Raw genomic sequence first — 17,669 nt, 5'->3', positions numbered from 1 at the left:
GCGCAGTCGGTCAGAGGTCGAGCACCAGTCGGTCCGAACGGGCGCGGGACACGCAGATCATCATGCAGTCGTCCGCCTCCCTCTCCTCCGGGCTCAGGACCGAGTCCCGGTGGTCCGGAACGCCCCCGAGGACGGCGGTCTCGCAGGTGCCGCAGGTGCCCTCCGCGCACGAGGAGAGGACGCCGACACCCGCCTCCTCGACCACCGACAGGATCGACCGGTCGGGCGGGACGGTCAGGGTCAGCTCGCTTCGCGCCAGCTCGACCTCGAAGGCGTCGGCCCGCGCCGGCTCGGCCTGGGGCCGCGGCGCGAACCGCTCCACGTGCAGCGCCCCGCGCGGCCAGCCGACGCACCGCTGCTCGACGGCCGCGAGCAGCGCTTCGGGACCGCAGCAGTACACCAGCGTGTCCGGCCGCGGCGTGCCCAGCAGCGCATCGAGGTCGAGCAGACCGGTCTCGTCCTGGGGCCGGACGGACACCCGGTCGCCGTACCGGGCGAGCTCGTCGAGGAAGGCCATCGAGGCCCGTCGCCGGCCGCCGTACACCAGCTCCCAGTCGGCGCCCGCAGCCTCCGCGGCCCGGATCATGGCCAGGACCGGCGTGATCCCGATGCCGCCTGCGATGAACAGGTACCGCGGTGAGGCCACCAGCGGGAAGTTGTTGCGCGGGCCGCGGACCCGGACGGTGTCCCCCTCCCGCAGCCGGTCGTGGACGAAGAGCGAGCCGCCGCGGCCGTCCGGGTCTCGCAGGATCCCCAGCCGGTAGGCGGAGTGGTCGGCGGGGTCGCCGCACAGCGAGTACTGCCGGGTGGGCGCCCCCTCGAGGACCAGGTCGACGTGCGCGCCCGGTTCCCAGACGGGCAGGGGGCGGCCGCCGGCCTCGCGCAGGGTCAGGGCGACCACGCCGTCGGCCACCTCCTGCTTGGCGGCCACCCGGGCCTCTGCCTCGAACTCCGAGGTGGCGAGCGTGACCGTCGTCGTCCGGTGGGAGACGGCCTCGAGGTGCGGACGCCGTCCCGACCGGCCGAAGGTCACCGGCAGGTTCTTCCAGACGTACATGTTGGGCGAGCTCGGGTAGAAGGTCGGTGGACCGGCCGGCTCGTAGCCGCCCAGCACCGGCAGGGCCTCCTCCAGGGCTATCCGCGCCTCCAGGCGGGCCAGCGGTGCGCCCAGACACCCGTGCACTCCTTCGCCGAAGCCCAGGTGGCGGCTGCGGGGCCGGGTGATGTCGAAGGCGTCCGGGTGGGGGAACTGGCGCTCGTCCCGGTTGGCCGCCCCCATGACCAGCACGACCCGGCCCCCGGCCGGGATGGTGACCCCGTGCAGGGTGACCTCGCGCGACGTCGTCCGGGCCGTCAGCTGCAGGGGCGTGATGAGACGCAGGGCCTCCTCGACGGCCGCCGGGATGAGCGAGGGGTCCGCCTGCAGCAGCGTCCGCTGGTCGGGGTTCTCGGCGAGCAGCTTGAACAGCGTGCCGGTCAGGCCGGCGGTGGACTCCACGCCGCCGAGGAAGAGGATCATCATCAGGCCGCTGACCTCGGAACTCGGCGTCACCTGCGCGTCGACGAACGGCACCCCGTCGATGTCGGCCTGCACGAACCGGGTGACCAGGTCCTCGCGGGCGCGGCGGCGGCGGTCCTCGAGCAGGTCGATGAAGTACTGCTGGACGGCCGCGGTGGCCGCCTTCGCCACTGCGGTGAGGTGCGGGGTGCCGGGCACCCGGTCCTTGAGCTCGTGGGTCCAGTGCTCGAGCTGCTCGCGCCGCGCCCGCTCGAGCGGGTCCTCGGCGTGCCGGCTCGGCAGCCCCATCAGGTGGAAGAAGACGTCGAAGGGCATCGGCCAGGCCAGCTCCTGGGCGATGTCCACCGTCCCCCTGCCGACCGCGCCGCGGTCGCGCCAGGAGGCGACCAGCTCGCGCACCACGGCGCGGATGCCGTCCTCCAGCTCGGCGATCCGGCGAGGGAGGAAGTACGGCTGCACCACCGACCGGACCTGGTCGTGCCGGGGGTTGTCCATGCTGCCGATGGAGCCGGGCGGAACCTGCTCGAGGCGGCTGTCGTCGATGTCCATGCCCTCGAAGCTGCGGAACGTGTCCGCGTCCAGGGCGGCCGCCCGCACGTCCTCGAAGCGGGTGAGGGCGTACCAGCCCCACCGCTCGCTGTAGTACACCGGCGCCTCGTCCCTCATCCGGCGGTACACCCCGAACGGATCGGACGTGTAGAAGTCGGGGGCGAACGGGTCGTAGTCGATCGCCGTGGCGGTGCTGGCCATGTGTGTCTCCGCGAGCGCGTGGGTCGACTGGGGCGGCGGACCGAAGCGCTGGACCGGCAGCCCGTCTAAAGCGCTTCAACTGCCAGGCTGTCGAGTGACCCGGCTCACTGTCAACAGTTTGTCCTGTCAAACGTGCGCGCTGAGGCGGACCAGCTCCCGGGGTCAGCGGTCGGGCGGCGGACCGGTCGTCCCCCGCACCACCAGGCGCGGGGGCACGACGACCTCGCGGTGCCCGGTCCGGCCGCCGTCGAGCCGCTCGACCACCGCCGCGACCGCGTGCTGCATGAGCTCGTGCGAGTTCTGGCTGACGGTGGTCAGGTCGACGTGCGCCAGGCGCGAGAGCGGGCTGTCGTCGTAACCGATCACGGAGACGGCCTCGGGGACCACGACCCCGCTGCGCGACAGCGTGTCCAGCACGCCCACCGCGGAGTGGTCGTTGTACGCGACCACCGCGGTCGAGGGGAGGCCCGACGCGAGCAGCTCCCGGGCCGCGCGCGCCCCGGACTCCTCCCCGTGGTCGCCGGCCATGACGTGCACCTGCCCGCCGAGCCGGTGCCGGCGCATCGCCCGCTGGTAGCCACGGCGGCGGCCGGCGGAGATGATCCCGGGGCCACCGTCCACGTAGGTGATGCGACGGTGCCCGAGAGCGACGAGGTGGTCGACGGCCAGCGCCACGCCCTCGTCGTCGGCGGCGCGGACGACGTCGACACCCGCCGAGGGGACGGACCGGCCGACGGCCACCACGGGAAGCTGCCGGTCGAGCGCACTCAGGCGGTTCGCCGGCGCCTCGGGACCGAGGAGCACGAGTGCCTCGCAGCGCGAGTCCAGCAGAGTCTCGACCGCCCGCCCCTCGTCGCGGGTGCGGGTGATCGTGCTCAGGACCAGGTCGTATCCGCGCTCCGCGGCCACCTCGTGGACGTCCTCGACCATCTGGGCGTGGAAGGTGCTGCGGACGTCCATCAGGACACCGATGAGCCTGCTCCGCCGACGGGCCAGCAGGCTGGCGGCACGATCCGGCCGGTACCCCAGTCGCGCCGCCACGCTCAGCACCCGCTCCCGGGTCGCCTCGCTGGGCCCGGCGGCACCGCGCAGGACGAGGGACGCCGACGCCGTCGAGACCCCGGCCTCGTCCGCGACGTCCTGCAGCCGCGGACGTCGCGACGGCTCCTCCACGCTCAGCTCGCCCACCGCCGCTCCCTTGACACGTCCGCCGTCCACTGCTCTGATCGGCAGCATCATTAAAGCGCTTTAAGCGCCGTGGCAACACCACTGCCGCACGCGAGGGTGCCAGGCGCACGAGGACGCCGTCGTGGCCGCCGTGGGTCCGCTCGTCCGATGAGAAGGGAACCGCGATGTCGCACCAGCCACTGTCCGTGGCCGTCATCGGTGCCGGGATGGCCGGCCGCAGCCATGCCGCCGGCTACCGCCAGGCCGGCACCGTCTTCGGCGAGGGCCTGCCGCCGGTCCGCCTGGCCGTCGTGGCGGACGCCAACGAAGCGCTGGCCCGGGACGCCGCCCGCCGCTACGGCTTCGAGAAGGCCGTGTCCAACTGGGAGGCGGTCGTGGCGGACCCCACGATCGACGCGGTCAGCATCGTGGTCGGCAACGCGCTGCACCGGCCCATCGCCGAGGCGCTGGTCGCCGCCGGCAAGCACGTCCTGTGCGAGAAGCCGCTGGCCGGCTCGATGGACGACGCCCGGGCCATGGTGGCCCTCGAGGCGGACGCCGAGGTCGTCACCGCCGTCGGTTACACCTACCGCCGGTCCCCCGCCATCGCCGCGATCCGTGATCACGTGCGCAGGGGCGAGCTCGGGAAGCTGTCGCTCTTCTCCGGCCGGTACTGGTGCGACTACGCATGCGACCCCCGCAGCCCGCTGACCTGGCGGTTCAAGGGGGGACCCGGCTCCGGCGCGCTGGGCGACATCGGCGCGCACGTGATCGACGCCGCGGAGTACCTCTGCGGGCCGATCGTCGCGGTGTCCGGCGGCGCGCTGTCGACCCAGATCCCCGAGCGCCCGCTGCCCCTCGGCGCCGTCGTCGGGCACGGCACCGCCCCGGTCAGCGACGAGGTCGGCGAGGTCGAGAACGAGGACACCGCGACGTTCACCGCGCGGTTCGGGTCCGGCCTGGCGGGGTCGTTCTCCGTGTCCCGCACCGCTTTCGGCATGCCGAACGGCCTGGGGTTCGACGTCTACGGGCTGGGCGGCCGCGCCGCCTTCGACTTCCACCGTCCCGCTGAATACCTGTTCGACGACGCCCAGCCCGAGGCCCGCACCCGCGGCGTGCGGCAGGTGATCGTCGGCCCGCAGATGCCCTACTTCTCCGGCGGCTACCCCATGGAGGCCCCCGGCGTCGGCCTCGGCAACCAGGAGGCCTTCACCTACCAGTGCCGGGCCTTCCTGGACCAGGTCGCCGGCACGCCCGACCCGCTGCCCGCAAACGCCTCCTTCGCCGACGCCCTCCACACGATGGAGGTCATCCAGGCCGTCGTCCGGTCGTCCCGGTCCGACGGCGCCCCCGTCGAGGTGGGCGCTGTCCCGCCCCTCGAGGCCGACGCCCCGGCCGTCCCCGCTCCCCCCGCCTGACCCCCCACGACCGGAAAGCGAGCAGTCCCATGGCCCTCAAGCTCGGCGCCTACACCGCCTGCCTGCACGACCGCCCCCTGGCCGAGGCCCTCGACGTGCTGCAGGCCAACGGCCTGACCTCCGTCGAGGTGAACACCGGCGGCTTCATCCCCTCCCCGCACTGCCACGTCGACCTGCTGCTCTCCTCGGAGCGGGCCCGGCGCGACTACCTCGACGTCTTCGCGTCGCGGGGGATGGAGCTGACCGGGCTCAACTGCAACGGCAATCCGCTCAACCCGCTGCCCGGCGTCGGCCCCAAGCACGCCGACGACCTGCGCCGCACGATCGAGCTCGCCGGTCTGCTCGGGGTGCGCAACGTGGTGACCATGTCCGGCACGCCGGGCTCCGACCCGGACGCGAGGTACCCGTCGTGGGTCGTGAACCCCTGGGACGGCGTGTACATGGACGTCCTGGACTACCAGTGGGACGTCGCCGCCGACTTCTGGACCGACATCGACGCCCTCGCCCGTGCCAACGGCGTCCGGGTCGCCATCGAGATGCACCCGCACAACCTGGTCTTCTCGCCGGTGACCCTGCGGAAGCTGGTGGACCTGACCGGCGCGACGAACGTCGGCGCCGAGATGGACCCCTCCCACCTGATGTGGCAGGGCATGGACGTCGTCGCCTGCATCCGGGACCTCGGCCCGCTGGTGTTCCACGCCGCGGCCAAGGACGCGATGATCACCCCCGGCGTCGACATCCGGGGCGTGCTCGACACGTCGTTCGAGCGGGTGCCCGCCGACGCCCCGGACAAGGTGCCCACCGGTTACGGCTTCTGGTGCAACGCCTGGCCGCAGGACCCGGGGTGGCGGTTCGTCGCCGTCGGCGTCGGCCACGACGTCGACTACTGGACCGAGTTCCTCCGCGCGCTCGCCGAGGTCGACCCCGACATGGCGGTCAACATCGAGCACGAGGACGCCGCGTACTCCCGCCTCGACGGCCTCGCCCTGGCCGCGCAGAACCTGCGGGCGGCGGCCGACAAGATGTAGGACGGGTCAGGCCCACGGTCCGACCGTAGCCCGGGGCCGGAGGGGCAGCCCGGCGAGCCCGTAGCAGCGATCGATCAGCGTCATCGTGGCGACCGCGTCGTCCGGACCGGTCGGCACGGGTGCCCCGTCTCTGACCGCGGCGATGAACGCCTCCAGCTGGAACGTGTAGGACGACCGGGTGCCGAGGTGCTCGGTGCGCGTGCCGTCGGGCGTGCGCACCAGCACCCGGTCGTCCCGGTTCGGCTCGACGAACGCCGGCGCCGTCGCCTCGCCACGCGTGCCGACGATCCGCAGCGAGAAGTCGCGGTCGGGGTGCACCATGCTGCAGCGCACGGTGGCGGTGGCTCCGGACGGGAAGCGCAGGTCGGCGTGCAGCCACTCGTCGACACCCGGGGCTGCCGCGCGTTCCCCCGCCTGCGCGGCCTCCGGCTCCGGCTCGCCGCCGGTCCACGGCGCCAGGCTGCGCGCGGCGTGCAGCCCGTAGCAGCCCAGGTCCATGAGCGCACCTCCGGCGAGCGCGAGCGACCACCGCGGATCACCGGGGTCCGGCGGCGGCATGGCGATGGTGGCGTCGACGTGGACCACGTCGCCCAGCTCGCCGGAGCCGACCAGCTGCAGCAGGCGGCGCATCACCGGGTGGTACAGGTGGTGGAAGCCCTCCATCACGGTCAGGCCCGCACGGTGCGCGGCGTCGCGGACCTCGGCGGCCTCCGCGGCGTCCGAGGCGAACGGCTTCTCGGACAGCACGTGCTTGCCGGCGGCGACCGCGGCCAGGTTCCACGGCCCGTGCAGGGCGTTCGGCAGCGGGTTGTAGATCGCCTGGACCTCCGGATCGGCGAGGACGTCGGCGTAGGAGGGCAGCACGCGCTCGACGCCGTGCGTGCGCGCCCATGCCTCGGCCCGCGCGGCGTCCCGGGCGGCGACCGCCACCAGCCGGCAGCCCGTGTTCTTCGCGGGGACGACGATGCCCCTCTCGGCGATGCGGGCGGCACCGAGGACCCCGATCCGCAGTGGCGCGGAGGACGCCGGCGGCTCGGTGGTCGGGATGGTCGTCATGGGATGCGCACCTCGTCGATCCGCACCGGCCGGTGCTCCTTCATCGATCGGGCACAGGCCTCGGCGATCCAGTCCGCCTCCAGCCCGTCGGCGACCGTGCACGGCGAGGGCCGGTCACCGGCGACGACCTCGAGGAAGGTCTCGAACTCCGCCCGGAACGCCGGCAGGAACCGGTCCATGAAGAACCGGTGCGGCGGGCCGGCCGGGAACGTCACCCCGGGTTCTGTCGCGCGGATGGGCCACCCGTCGTCGACGCCGGCGGCGACGCTGTCCTGCGAGCCGTGGACCTCCAGCCGCACGTCGTAGCCCCGGGCGTTGTACCGGGTGTTCGACACGACCCCGAGCGCGCCGTCGGCGAAGGTCACGATGGCGGCGGAGGTGTCCACGTCGTCGTACCTACGGAAGAAGTCCGCGCCCCGGTTGCTGCCGGTGGCGTAGACCTCGACGGCTTCCTGGCCGGTGACCCAGCGGATGACGTCGAAGTCGTGCACTCCGCAGTCGCGGAACATGCCGCCGGAGACCGCCACGTACTCGGGGGGCGGGGGTTCGGGGTCGAGGGTGGTGGACCGGATCGTGTTGACCCACCCGAGTTCGCCGCTGACGACCGCTGCCCGGGCCGCGGCGATGGCGGCGTCGTACCGGCGCTGGAACCCGATCTGCACGGGGACGGTGGAGCCCTCGAGCCGGCGGAGCAGCTGGGCACCCGCTGCGCCCGTCTGCGCGACCGGCTTCTCGCACAGCGTCGGCAGTCCGGCCGCCACGCATGCCAGGACGAGTTCGGGATGGGCGTCGGTACCCGCCGCGATGATCACCCCGTCGACGCCGGAGGCGAGCAGCGCCTCCAGCGAGTCGACTCCCTCGACCCCCTCCGACCGGTGACGGTCGACGATCTGCTTGGTCTTCTCCGGGACGAGATCGGTCACCACCAGCGACTCGATCGCCGGGATCCCGACCAGTGTGCCGGCGTGGAACGCCCCGATCCTGCCGAGCCCGATCAGTCCGAGCCGCATGAGGTGCGCCTTTCTGCGAGATGGCGGGGCCGTCAGCCCCTGCTGTCGTGTGGTGTCGGCGGACCCGTCAGACCGGGTCCGCCAGGGGTGTGTCGGCCCCACGGTCGCTCTCGGACCGGTAGCAGGCGTCCACGACGAGGGCGACGCCCAGGGCCTCGGTGACCGGGACGGCGACCGGTGCGCCGGTGCGGATGCTGTCGACGAACCTGCGCATCTCCGGGCGGAAGAAGTCGATGTTGTCCAGCTCGGGCAGCTCGGAGAACCTGTTCTGCTCGGTGCGGGCGAAGGGGGTGGTGAAGCGGCTGGCCTCCCAGGTGGTCCAGCCCGCGCTCCAGCCGTCGCGGGCCTCGGGCAGGTGGACGCGGACCGACTGCGGCAGGATGCCGATCTCCAGCAGGCCGCCGGTGCCGTGGAAGGCGACCCGTGAGCTCTCGAACCACTCCAGGCGGTCGTGGACGTCGAAGTCGAACACGATCTGCCGCTCGGGGTAGGTGAGGATCACGGCGGCGGCGTCCTCGCGGCTGGAGGCGTCGGAGAGCCGGGGGTATTTGCGCACGCGCGCATTGACGCTGTCGGGACAGCCGTAGATCGACAGCAGGACGTCGAGCATGTGGCAGCCGATGATCCACAACGCCCCGCCCATGTCGGCGGGCTGGTTGAGGTGCTGGGTGAGGTGCTCGCCGACGAGGGGGGCGCCTCGGGCACTGACCGAGACGACGTCGCCGATGAGCCCCTGGTCGAGCAGCTGCCGGGCGCGGGTCACGGATTCGGCGAAGCGCACGTTGTAGCCGACCTGCACGATCGCGCCGGGTGCCTGCGCCGCCGCAGCCAGCTGCCGGATGTCGGCGAGCGCGGCGCCGCCGGGCTTCTCGACGAGCACGGCCTTGCCGGCGTCCAGGACGCGCAGGGCGAGCGGGACCATGTCCTTGCTCTTCGAGTGCACCATCACCGCGGTGATGCGCTCGTCGGCGAGCAGCTCGTCGGTGGCGACCGGCGCGAGGTCGTACTTGTCGGTGAAGTACTTCAACCGGGGATCGTCGTCGGCGGCGGCGACGACCTGCACACCGTCGATCTCACGGAGTGCGCGGACGCGCGCCGAGGCGTGCGGATGGGTGATGCCCAGGAGTCCTACGACGACGGGCTCGGTCATGTCCTGCTCCCTCACTCGACGGGGCGGGTCGGGACGGTGGGGCCGCCACGGGGCGGCGGGGCGCCGGTCCAGGCGGTCCACAGCAGGGCCTCGATGCCGTTGCGGGTGACGGGCCGGGGGTTGCGATAGCCCGACCCCGCCCACCCCGCGACGGCGAGCTCGGCGATCCGCGGGATGTCGTCCTCGGCCATGCCGAGCTCGCGCAGCGAGCGGGGAGCCCCGAGCCGGCCGGCCAGTTCCCACAGTTCCCGGGCGGGATCGGGCACGCCGCCGAGGGCGCGGGACAGCGCGGCGACCGCGTCCGGGACGGCGGGCTGGTTGTAGGCCAGCGCGTGCGGCAGGACGACGGTGTGGGTCTGGGCGTGCGGCAGGTCCAGCGTGCCGCCGAGGGTGTGGCACAGCTTGTGGTGGAGCGACATGGTCGTCGCCGCGAGCACCGCGCCGCACAGCCAGGCGCCGTACAGCGCCTCGCCGCGGGCGTCGAGGTCGCTCCCGTCGGCCACCACGCGGGGCAGGGCGCTTGCCAGCGCGCGGGTCCCCTCCTCGGCCATCAGCGAGACGATCGGGGTCGCGTCGGGCGCGTACAGGCCCTCCACGGCGTGGGCGATCGCGTTCATCCCGCTGGTCGCCGACAGCTGCGCGGGGAGGGTCAGCGTCAGCTCCGGGTCGTAGAGCACGCTCTTCGGCAGCACCCTGATGTCCCGGCCGGTGCGCTTCTGCCCATCCTCGGTCAGCCCCCACACCGGGGTCATCTCCGACCCGGCGTACGTCGTCGGCACGGCGATCACCGGAAGGTCGTGCTCGAGCGCGATGGCCTTGCCGAGCCCGATGGCGGAGCCGCCGCCGACGGCGACGCAGCCGTCGGCTCCCAGGTCGGCAGCCACCTCGCGCGCGCGACGGGCGACCTCGATCGGCACGTGCATGCGCGCCTCGGGGAGCACGCCGGCCGCCTTCGCGCCCAGGGCGGCGGCGACCTGCTCGCCGGTGACCTCCTGCTCCGGGGAGCAGAGGACGAGCACCCGGTCCAGCCCCAGGGCGGCGACCTCGGCGGGGAGCCCAGCGAGCGAGCCGGGGCCGAACACCACGCGCATGGGCAGCGCCTGGTAGGTGAAGGGCCGGATCACGACGGCGCTCCCTGCACGACGGTCGACTGGAGGTGCGCCGGCTGGGCCGCCGGCTGTGCCTCGACATGGGGGCTGTCGGTGCGCAGCAGGACGACGTCGAAGTGCACGGTGCGGAACGGGTTGGGCAGACCCACCTCGGCGGCGCGGGCCGGGTCGTCGACCACCGGGAACTCACGGACCAGGCTCTCCTTGACCCCGAAGACCGCGTCGGAGTCGATGTACGGGTCGCCGTCCACGAACAGGTGCGTGGTCACCGGCCGGTGGCCGGGCGCCGTGACGATGAAGTGCACGTGGGCCGGGCGATTGGGATGCCGGCCGGTGGCGACGAGCAGCTCCCCGACCGGGCCGTCGTCGGGGATCGGGTAGTGGCGCGGCACGATCGTCCGGAACCAGAAGCGCCCGTCGTCGTCGGCGGTGAACAGGCCGCGCAGGTTGCGCTCGGGCTGGACGCCGGGCTGCTGGACGTCGTAGAAGCCGTCGTCGTCGGCCTGCCAGACGTCGACCAGCGCTCCGGTCAGCGGTTCGCCGCCGGGGCCCGTCACCTGCCCGGTGACCAGGCAGGGCTCACCCTTGCCGTCGAGGGCGATGTCGTCCCCGAGCTCCCGCGGCGGGGACTCCACCATGTGGAACGGACCGAGCACCGTCGACTCGGTCGAGGTTCCCCCGGTGCGGTGGTTGATCGTCTCCACGAGCATCGAGACCCCGAGGACGTCGGACAGCAGCATGAACTCCTGCCGGACGTCGTCGCACATCTGGCCGGTGCGGGTGAGGAACGCGATCGCGGTTTCCCACTCCTCCTCGGTCAGCTCCACGTCCTTGACGAATGCGTGCAGGTGGTGGACCAGCGACGTCAGCACCTGCCGCAGCCGCGGGTCCGGGGTGCGGGCGAAGCTGGCGGCGACCACCTCGGCCGAGCCTTCCTCGGTGAAGGGCTCGCCGCCTGCGCGGGTGGGTGCCGGCCGCGCGGAGAGCGCGGTGTCGATGGGCGCATCGGGCAAGACGTGCCTCCGGGGTGGAGTCGGGGGTGTTCGGGTCAGCCGGCCGAGGCCACGAGGCGCTCCGCGGCGTCGAGCGCCTGGAGCGAGGCGGCGCGGGCGCGGGTGAGTCCGTCGCGGACGGGCAACTTCCGGTGCTCGGCCGAGATGATCTCCACGCCCCAGTGGCCGCGGTAGCCCACGCGGTGGATGGCGGCGATGAAGGCGGGCACGTCGAAGATCCCCTCACCAGGGAGGCGGCGGGCGTTGACGGTGTCCTCCCACAGCGTGCCGACGATCTGCTCGTCGGCATCGTCGAGCTCGACGATGAACAGGTACTCGACCGGCAGGATCCGCTCCAGCTCGGCGTAGCTGGTCCCGCCGCGGTGGACGTGCCAGGTGTCGACGGTCAGGCCCCCGTTCCGGTTGCCCACGGCGGTGACGAAGTCGACGCCGGCCTGGATGGTCGAGAGGTTGGTCATCGGCATGGGCTCCAGCGCGACGCGTGCGCCGGCGTTGCCGGCCTGGGTGGCCAGGCGGTCGAAGTCGTCGTGGAAGCGTGCGGGATCGACCGGTCGGCCGCCGCCCTCGGCGGCGACCTTGATCGTCCGGGCGCCGAGGACCTCGGCGGCGTCGAGCAGTAGGGTCCGCCGCTGGTCGGAGACGCGTCGCCGCTCGTCGGTGGTCCACCACCACGGCAGGACCTCCAGCTCGACGTGCGTGATCCCGGCGCCGTCGAAGATCCGGCGCAGCTCCGGCAGGCCGAAGGTGCGCGCGGCGATCGCCAGGTCGGCGTGCAGCAGGCCGAAGCCCTCCAGCCCACCTCCGCGGCGGTCTCTACCCGGGTCCGCAGGTCGACCGGGCTGACCTCGTCGCCGCGGTCGGGGGCCGCGTCTCCGGCCGAGGTCCAGCAGGTGGCCAGCAGCTCGCGGTTGGGAATGGTCGGGCCGGGCATCATGTCGCCTCCCTCGGTCGTGACGCGTGTGCGGGCTCCGACGTCACGGCGTCGCGGTCGGGGTGTACAGGTCCGGCCGCGGCGGCAGCTCGATCGCTACCCGGGCGCCGTCGCTCAACGAGCGCAACGCGGCGTCGGAGACGATCTGCGCGACGTAGCCGTCCCATGCGCTGGGGCCCTGTGGCGGCCGTGCGGCGGCGACGGTGTCGGCCCACTCGCGCAGCTCGATGTCGTAGGAGAGGGCGAAGCGCTCCCGCCAGTCGGCCGGGACGAGACCGGCGACCGTGCCCTCGCGGCGGATGGTCACCGGGGCAGGCTCGGCCAGCTCGACGGTGCCGGTCTCCCCCGACACCTCGCAGCGGATCTCGTAGCCGTAGTGGATGTTCACCGACACCTCGACGTCGACGAGCACGCCGTCGGCCATCTCAAGGAGCACCAGCAGGGGGTCCTGCAGCTGCCCGCCGCGGCTGCTCTTCCGTGCGGTGAAGACCTGGGCGGCGACGATCTCCTGACCGACCAGCCACCGCAGTTCGTCGATCTCGTGGATCGCGGTGTCGGCGATCGACATCTCCCGTGTGTAGTGCGGAGGCACCGAGGCGTTCCGGTGCGCGCAGTGCACCAGCAGCGGAGCCCCGATGGCGCCGCCGTCCACGGCCTGCTTGAGCGCCCGGTGTGCGGGGTCGTAGCGCCGGTTGAAGCCGACCTGGACCAGCCGACGACCGGCGGCGACCTCGGCCTCGACGATCCGCCGGCAGGACTCCTGCGTGGTGGCCAGCGGCTTCTCGCAGAACACCGGCTTGCCGGCGGCGACGGCCGCGAGCACGTACGGCTCGTGCGTCGGCCCCCAGGAGGTGACGACGACGGCGTCGACCGCGTCCGACGCGATCAGCTCCTCGCCGGTGGGCAGGGCTTTCGCAACCGGCAGCTGCCCGGCCACGGCCGCGGCGCGCTCGGCGTCCGCGTCGGCGACCGCGACCACGCGGCTGCCGCCGGGGCCGCCGTCCAGGCGGCGGATGTGCTCCTGGCCGATCATGCCGACCCCGATGACCCCCACGTCCAGCGCCACGACGCCCTCCTCGATCCCGTTCGGCCGCTTCCGCCGGCCGCGTCGAGGTCAAGGCTGTGGCCGCCGCCACAGCGTCGTCAACGTCAGCGGTCCCTCAAAATCCCCTCAATCCGTCAGGAGGCGGTGAGGGCCTCGGACGGGAGGTTGTAGGGCGTGATCACCTGGACGCCCGAGTGCCATGACCGGGGACTGCCGGGGAGCGCGCCGTGGGCCTGCATGACCACGTGGCAGGCGCGGCGCAGGTCGAGGGCGAGCTCGTGGTGCAGCACCACCGACAGCCGTCCCTCCTGCAGCAGCGCCAGGTTCTCGGCGTCCAGGTCGTGCGCCACGAAGGCTCGGCATGCCCGGCCGGCGTCGGCGAAGGCCGCCACCGTCGCGGCGTTGCCGCCGGTGGCGTACAGCGAGTAGACGGCAGCGATGGCCGGGTGGGCGGCCAGGGCGTCGCGGACCAGCCCGCGCAGCACCGCGTCGTCCCCGCTCGGATCGACGAGGTCGACCTGCTGCCGGCCGGGCCGCACCTGCCGCAGCGTCGCGCGGAAACCCATCTCGCGGTCGTCCTCGCCGCGGAAGGAGCCGGTGCCCCGGGTGACCAGGACGGCGGCGTCGTCGGGCAGCCACTGGTCGAGCAGGTAGGCCGCGGTCGCCCCGGCGGCCCGGTTGTCCAGGCCGACGTACGCGACGCGTCGGCTGGTCGGCAGGTCGGTGACGAGCGTGACCACCGGGATGCCGGTCTCGGCCAGCCGTTCGACCGCGGCCACGACCTGGGGGTGGTCCGGGGCCTTGAGGACGACGCCCTGCGACCCGCGCCGGGCGATGCCGTCGAGCGTGGCCACCAGCTCCGGGACCGGTGGCGCCTCCGCGAGGTGGAACCGCGCCCGGAAGGTCGCCGGGCGGACCAGCGGCAGCTGCGACTCCAGCGCCGCCCGCACCGCCGAGGAGAACCGGGCCGGGGCGTCGACGACCAGGTCCAGGAAGAACGTCCGACCGGTCAGCCGGACCTGCGAGCGTTGCCGGTGCAGATCGGCGATCGCCCGGTGCACCTCGTCGACGGTGCTCTGCCGCACCCCTCCGCGCCGGTTCAGCACACGGTCGACGGTCGCCTCGGACAACCCGGCCTGGCGGGCGATCTCGCGGATCGGATACGGGTGCGGCATGCGCCCAGTCTGAGGGACAAATGACGGATCTGCGATGGCCGCGGCCCCTTGCAGCTGCCGCGCTCACCCGTCAGGCTCGATGACATCCCCATCCCGCTCAGGAAGGACGCCGCCATGACCGCCTTCGCCGCCGCCCGGACCGCTCCCGGCTGGTTCACCGCGGACGACTGCCGCCTGGCGGATTTCCGCGCGATCGTCGAGACGACCACCGACCTGGCCGACTACCCGTACGCCGACGAGGTGCGGGAGAACGTCCTCGTCTACGGGTCCCGGCTGCGCAACCACGTCGCCACCGCGGAGGGCCGCCGCGACGTGCAGGCCGAACTGGCTCGCGCGCTCGCCGACGGGCCGGGCATCGTCGTCTTCGCCGGCGCCTTCCCCGACACCGGAGTCGTCGACCGGGCCACCGCCGTCTTCGAGGCGGTGATCGCCGAGCAGAAGGCCGCCGGGGTCGTCGCCGGCGACCACTTCGCCAAGCCCGGCGCCAACGACCGCATCTGGGGCGCCCTCGACAAGTTCGCCGTCCGCGAGCCGCAGCTGTTCGCCGAGTACTACGGCAACGACGTGCTCGCCCTGGTCTCGGAGTCCTGGCTGGGCCGCGGGTACCAGGTGACCAGCCAGGTCAACGTCGTCAACCCCGGCGGGCAGGCCCAGGTCGCCCACCGCGACTACCACCTCGGCTTCATGTCCGAGGAGCAGGCCTTGGCCTACCCGGCTCACGTGCACCGCCTCTCCCCCGTCATGACCCTGCAGGGAGCGGTCGCGCACTGCGACATGCCGGTGGAGACCGGCCCGACGATGTACCTGCCGCACTCGCAGAAGTACGCCCCCGGCTACGTCGCCTTCCACCAGCCGGAGTTCACCGCCTACTTCGACGAGCACTTCGTGCAGCTACCGCTGCGCAAGGGCGACGCCGCCTTCTTCAACCCGGCCCTGTTCCACGGCGCCGGCACCAACCGCTCGACCGACGTCCGCCGCATGGCCAACCTGCTGCAGGTCTCCTCCGCCTTCGGCCGCGCGATGGAGGCCGTCGACCGCTCGGCCATGTGCCGGGCGATCTACCCGGTCCTGCTGGCGCTGCAGGCCGCCGGCGTCGACGAGCGCACCCTGCGCAACGTCGTCGCCGCCTCCGCCGAGGGCTACGCCTTCCCCACCAACCTCGACCGCGACCAGCCGATCGGCGGCCTCGCACCCGAGACCCAGGCCGAGCTGGTCTGGCGCGCCCTGCAGGAGCAGTGGACGTCCGACGCGCTGGCGACCGAGCTGACCGCCCAGGCCGACCGGCACCGCAGCGGGTTCTGAAACGAACCCTCCGCCCGAGGGTGGCCGTTCCCGCATCCGGGAGCACAGAGGGAGGACATGACAGCCGCGGACGCGCTGCTGGCCACGTGCTGGACCACGGCCGGCGACGCCGCGCCGTCAGAGGCGGACTGGCGCAGCCCGGTCCCGCTGCGGGAGCGGATCGAGGCCGCGGCCGCCGCGGGGTTCACCGGCTTCGGGGTGCTCGCCGTCGACGTGGCCAGCGCCGTGCGGGAGCACGGCCTGTCCGGCATCCGCGCGATGCTGACGGACAACGGCATCGTCCACCTGGAGCTGGAGGGGCTGCCCCGCTGGTGGAGCAGCGGTCCCGAGCGGGCGCGATCGGACGAGCTGCGCCAGTTCGTGCTGTCCGCCGCCGAGGCGCTCGGCGCCCGTCACCTCAAGGTCACGCCCGACACCAGCGGGGGCCCGTGGGAGCCGGAGCACTGGGCGGCGGAGTTCGCTCTCCTCGCCGCCCAGGCCACCGACGCGGGGGTACGCCTCGGCATCGAGTTCCTGCCCTGGTCCAACATCCGGACCGCCCACGACGCGCTGCGGCTGGTCGAGGACGCCGGTCACCCGGCCGGCGGGATCGTCATCGACGTCTGGCACGTCGAGCGCGCCGGGACCCCGCCGCAGGAGCTCGCCGCATTACCGCTGCACCGGATCGTCGGCGTGGAGCTCGACGACGCCGACCGCGAGGTCGTCGGCACGTTCTCCGAGGACACCGTCGACCGGCGACGCTACTGCGGCGAGGGCTCCTTCGACCTGGCCGGCATCATCACCGCGCTGCGCGCCGTCGGCTGGTCCGGCCCCTGGGGCGTCGAGATCCTCTCCACCGAGCACCGCCGACTCGACGTCCGGCAGGCCGCCATGCACGCGGCCACCACCACCCGGGCCCAGTTCGAGGCCGTCTCGGCCCACCGCTGACCCCGATCGGTCGGCGGGACGACGATGCTGCCCGGCGCGGGTTGCCGACGGGGGCGCACCAACACGCCTGCAGCCGATCGCGGCGGAGCTCACGGGCAACCGGGCCGCCGACCCCACGGTCGACGACACCGCGCACATCGCGGGCGACCCCTCCGGTTCGGGTCCCCTGCTCCGAGCGCGGGCCGGGCGTACGCGACGGCGCCCGCCGCCCGGACACGCGTGGTCCGGGCGGCGGGCGCCCTGGCGTCGTTCCTAGCGCTTGAGCTCGTGGGACAGCTCGGCGAGCTCCTGACCGCCGGCCATCTCGGTGGTGAGCTCCTCCAGGGTGACCTCCGAGCGCTTCCGGTCGAGGACCCGGCGGCCGAGCTTGAGGATGATGAAGTGGTCGCCCACCAGGTACGCGTGGTGGGGGTTGTGGGTGATGAAGACGACGCCCAGGCCGGCGTCACGCGCGGCGGCGGTGTACTTGAGGACGACGCCGGACTGTTTCACACCGAGCGCGGCGGTGGGCTCGTCGAGGATCAGGACGCGGGCACCGAAGTACACCGCACGGGCGATCGCGACGCACTGCCGCTGACCGCCGGAGAGCGTGCCGATCGGCTGGTTGATGTCCTTGACGACGATGCCCATCTTCTGCAGCTCGGTGTCGGCGATCTCCCGCATCGCCTTGATGTCCAGCGGAGCCATGGGGTACTTGCCCTTCCGGATCTCCGAGCCGAGGAAGAAGTTCCGCCACACCTCCATGAGGCCGACCACCGCGAGGTCCTGGTAGACCGTGGCGATCCCGTGGTCGAGCGACTCCCTGGGCGAGCTGAAGTGGACCTCCTGACCGTCCACCTTCAGCGTGCCCTCGGAATGCGGGTGCAGACCGGAGATGATCTTGATGAGGGTGGACTTCCCGGCGCCGTTGTCCCCCAGGACGCAGGTCACCTCCCCGGCGCTGACCCGCAGGTTGATGCCCTCGAGCGCCCGGATGGCGCCGTAGTTCTTGCCGACGCCCTCCATCTCGACGAGCGGCTCTCCCTTGTGCAGGTCAGGGGCGGCGTGCTCCATGATCGTGTCGGTCATG

The 17,669-nt window shown here is 73.1% G+C and carries 15 protein-coding genes; 4 read left to right on the top strand and 11 right to left on the bottom strand.

Features of this window, described 5'->3' with window-relative positions:
• Window positions 1-10 precede the first annotated feature (10 nt).
• Together ACFSHS_RS05605 and ACFSHS_RS05600 are read right to left on the bottom strand one after the other, a co-directional pair.
• Window positions 11-2,269 (bottom strand): cytochrome P450/oxidoreductase, encoded by a 2,259-nt coding sequence (locus tag ACFSHS_RS05605; RefSeq protein ID WP_376872851.1) that lies wholly within the window; start codon window positions 2,267-2,269, stop codon window positions 11-13.
• Between the two features lie 162 nt (window positions 2,270-2,431).
• Window positions 2,432-3,457, bottom strand: coding sequence for a LacI family DNA-binding transcriptional regulator (locus ACFSHS_RS05600; RefSeq protein WP_376872848.1), 1,026 nt, complete (start codon window positions 3,455-3,457; stop codon window positions 2,432-2,434).
• Between the two features lie 164 nt (window positions 3,458-3,621).
• Here ACFSHS_RS05600 and ACFSHS_RS05595 point away from each other — a divergent pair, with 164 nt between their 5' ends.
• Together ACFSHS_RS05595 and ACFSHS_RS05590 are read left to right on the top strand one after the other, a co-directional pair.
• On the top strand, window positions 3,622-4,854 hold the full coding sequence (locus ACFSHS_RS05595; RefSeq protein ID WP_376872846.1) for a Gfo/Idh/MocA family protein: 1,233 nt from the start codon (window positions 3,622-3,624) through the stop codon (window positions 4,852-4,854).
• A gap of 29 nt (window positions 4,855-4,883) precedes the next feature.
• Window positions 4,884-5,882, top strand: coding sequence for a sugar phosphate isomerase/epimerase family protein (locus ACFSHS_RS05590; protein ID WP_376872843.1), 999 nt, complete (start codon window positions 4,884-4,886; stop codon window positions 5,880-5,882).
• A 6-nt stretch (window positions 5,883-5,888) separates the two neighbouring features.
• On the opposite strand, the gene ACFSHS_RS05585 is transcribed toward ACFSHS_RS05590, so the two are convergent.
• The 8 genes from ACFSHS_RS05585 to ACFSHS_RS05550 all read right to left on the bottom strand — a co-directional run bounded on the left by ACFSHS_RS05585 (window position 5,889) and on the right by ACFSHS_RS05550 (window position 14,371).
• Window positions 5,889-6,938: a Gfo/Idh/MocA family protein gene (locus ACFSHS_RS05585; RefSeq protein WP_376872841.1), complete on the bottom strand. Its 1,050-nt coding sequence runs from the start codon at window positions 6,936-6,938 to the stop codon at window positions 5,889-5,891.
• The gene (locus ACFSHS_RS05580) at window positions 6,935-7,948 is read right to left on the bottom strand and encodes a Gfo/Idh/MocA family protein (protein WP_376872838.1); all 1,014 of its coding nucleotides are present in this window, start codon (window positions 7,946-7,948) and stop codon (window positions 6,935-6,937) included. Before ACFSHS_RS05580 ends, ACFSHS_RS05585 begins: the two co-directional genes overlap by 4 nt.
• A 67-nt stretch (window positions 7,949-8,015) precedes the next feature.
• A complete protein-coding gene (locus ACFSHS_RS05575) occupies window positions 8,016-9,098 on the bottom strand; it encodes a Gfo/Idh/MocA family protein (RefSeq protein WP_376872836.1) in 1,083 nt (360 codons plus the stop codon).
• An 11-nt stretch (window positions 9,099-9,109) separates the two neighbouring features.
• Window positions 9,110-10,222 (bottom strand): maleylacetate reductase, encoded by a 1,113-nt coding sequence (locus ACFSHS_RS05570; protein WP_376872834.1) that lies wholly within the window; start codon window positions 10,220-10,222, stop codon window positions 9,110-9,112.
• Complete coding sequence (locus ACFSHS_RS05565; RefSeq protein WP_376872832.1) at window positions 10,219-11,220, bottom strand: intradiol ring-cleavage dioxygenase; 1,002 nt, start codon at window positions 11,218-11,220, stop codon at window positions 10,219-10,221. Before ACFSHS_RS05565 ends, ACFSHS_RS05570 begins: the two co-directional genes overlap by 4 nt.
• A gap of 35 nt (window positions 11,221-11,255) precedes the next feature.
• Window positions 11,256-11,999: a sugar phosphate isomerase/epimerase family protein gene (locus tag ACFSHS_RS05560; RefSeq protein WP_376873179.1), complete on the bottom strand. Its 744-nt coding sequence runs from the start codon at window positions 11,997-11,999 to the stop codon at window positions 11,256-11,258.
• A 195-nt stretch (window positions 12,000-12,194) separates the two neighbouring features.
• On the bottom strand, window positions 12,195-13,217 hold the full coding sequence (locus tag ACFSHS_RS05555; RefSeq protein WP_376872829.1) for a Gfo/Idh/MocA family oxidoreductase: 1,023 nt from the start codon (window positions 13,215-13,217) through the stop codon (window positions 12,195-12,197).
• Between the two features lie 113 nt (window positions 13,218-13,330).
• Window positions 13,331-14,371, bottom strand: a complete 1,041-nt coding sequence (locus ACFSHS_RS05550) for a LacI family DNA-binding transcriptional regulator (RefSeq protein WP_376872826.1) — start codon at window positions 14,369-14,371, stop codon at window positions 13,331-13,333.
• A gap of 114 nt (window positions 14,372-14,485) precedes the next feature.
• On the opposite strand from ACFSHS_RS05550, the gene ACFSHS_RS05545 reads away from it, so the two are divergent.
• Window positions 14,486-15,673, top strand: coding sequence for a phytanoyl-CoA dioxygenase family protein (locus ACFSHS_RS05545; RefSeq protein ID WP_376872824.1), 1,188 nt, complete (start codon window positions 14,486-14,488; stop codon window positions 15,671-15,673).
• 57 nt (window positions 15,674-15,730) lie between these two features.
• Window positions 15,731-16,600 carry a sugar phosphate isomerase/epimerase family protein gene (locus ACFSHS_RS05540; RefSeq protein WP_376872821.1) on the top strand — a complete coding sequence of 290 codons (870 nt, stop codon included), beginning with the start codon at window positions 15,731-15,733 and terminating at the stop codon, window positions 16,598-16,600.
• Window positions 16,601-16,852: 252 nt separating this feature from the next.
• Here the strand turns inward: ACFSHS_RS05540 and ACFSHS_RS05535 are convergent, their stop codons facing one another.
• A complete protein-coding gene (locus ACFSHS_RS05535) occupies window positions 16,853-17,668 on the bottom strand; it encodes an ATP-binding cassette domain-containing protein (RefSeq protein ID WP_376872819.1) in 816 nt (271 codons plus the stop codon).
• Window position 17,669 lies beyond the last annotated feature (1 nt).

This window comes from Blastococcus deserti (genome assembly GCF_042682525.1).
Taxonomy (GTDB): domain Bacteria; phylum Actinomycetota; class Actinomycetes; order Mycobacteriales; family Geodermatophilaceae; genus Blastococcus_B; species Blastococcus_B deserti.
Note: the sequence above shows the minus strand (reverse complement) of the source record. Positions and strands in the feature narration are given on the sequence as shown.

Bases quoted from the DNA above. Each gene is read 5' to 3' on its own strand.
- ACFSHS_RS05605 (WP_376872851.1), bottom strand. From the start codon at position 2,269: ATGGCCAGCACCGCCACGGCGATCGACTACGACCCGTTCGCCCCCGAC.
- ACFSHS_RS05595 (WP_376872846.1), top strand. From the start codon at position 3,622: ATGTCGCACCAGCCACTGTCCGTGGCCGTCATCGGTGCCGGGATGGCC.
- ACFSHS_RS05590 (WP_376872843.1), top strand. From the start codon at position 4,884: ATGGCCCTCAAGCTCGGCGCCTACACCGCCTGCCTGCACGACCGCCCC.
- ACFSHS_RS05585 (WP_376872841.1), bottom strand. From the start codon at position 6,938: ATGACGACCATCCCGACCACCGAGCCGCCGGCGTCCTCCGCGCCACTG.
- ACFSHS_RS05580 (WP_376872838.1), bottom strand. From the start codon at position 7,948: ATGCGGCTCGGACTGATCGGGCTCGGCAGGATCGGGGCGTTCCACGCC.
- ACFSHS_RS05575 (WP_376872836.1), bottom strand. From the start codon at position 9,098: ATGACCGAGCCCGTCGTCGTAGGACTCCTGGGCATCACCCATCCGCAC.
- ACFSHS_RS05550 (WP_376872826.1), bottom strand. From the start codon at position 14,371: ATGCCGCACCCGTATCCGATCCGCGAGATCGCCCGCCAGGCCGGGTTG.
- ACFSHS_RS05545 (WP_376872824.1), top strand. From the start codon at position 14,486: ATGACCGCCTTCGCCGCCGCCCGGACCGCTCCCGGCTGGTTCACCGCG.
- ACFSHS_RS05540 (WP_376872821.1), top strand. From the start codon at position 15,731: ATGACAGCCGCGGACGCGCTGCTGGCCACGTGCTGGACCACGGCCGGC.
- ACFSHS_RS05535 (WP_376872819.1), bottom strand. From the start codon at position 17,668: ATGACCGACACGATCATGGAGCACGCCGCCCCTGACCTGCACAAGGGA.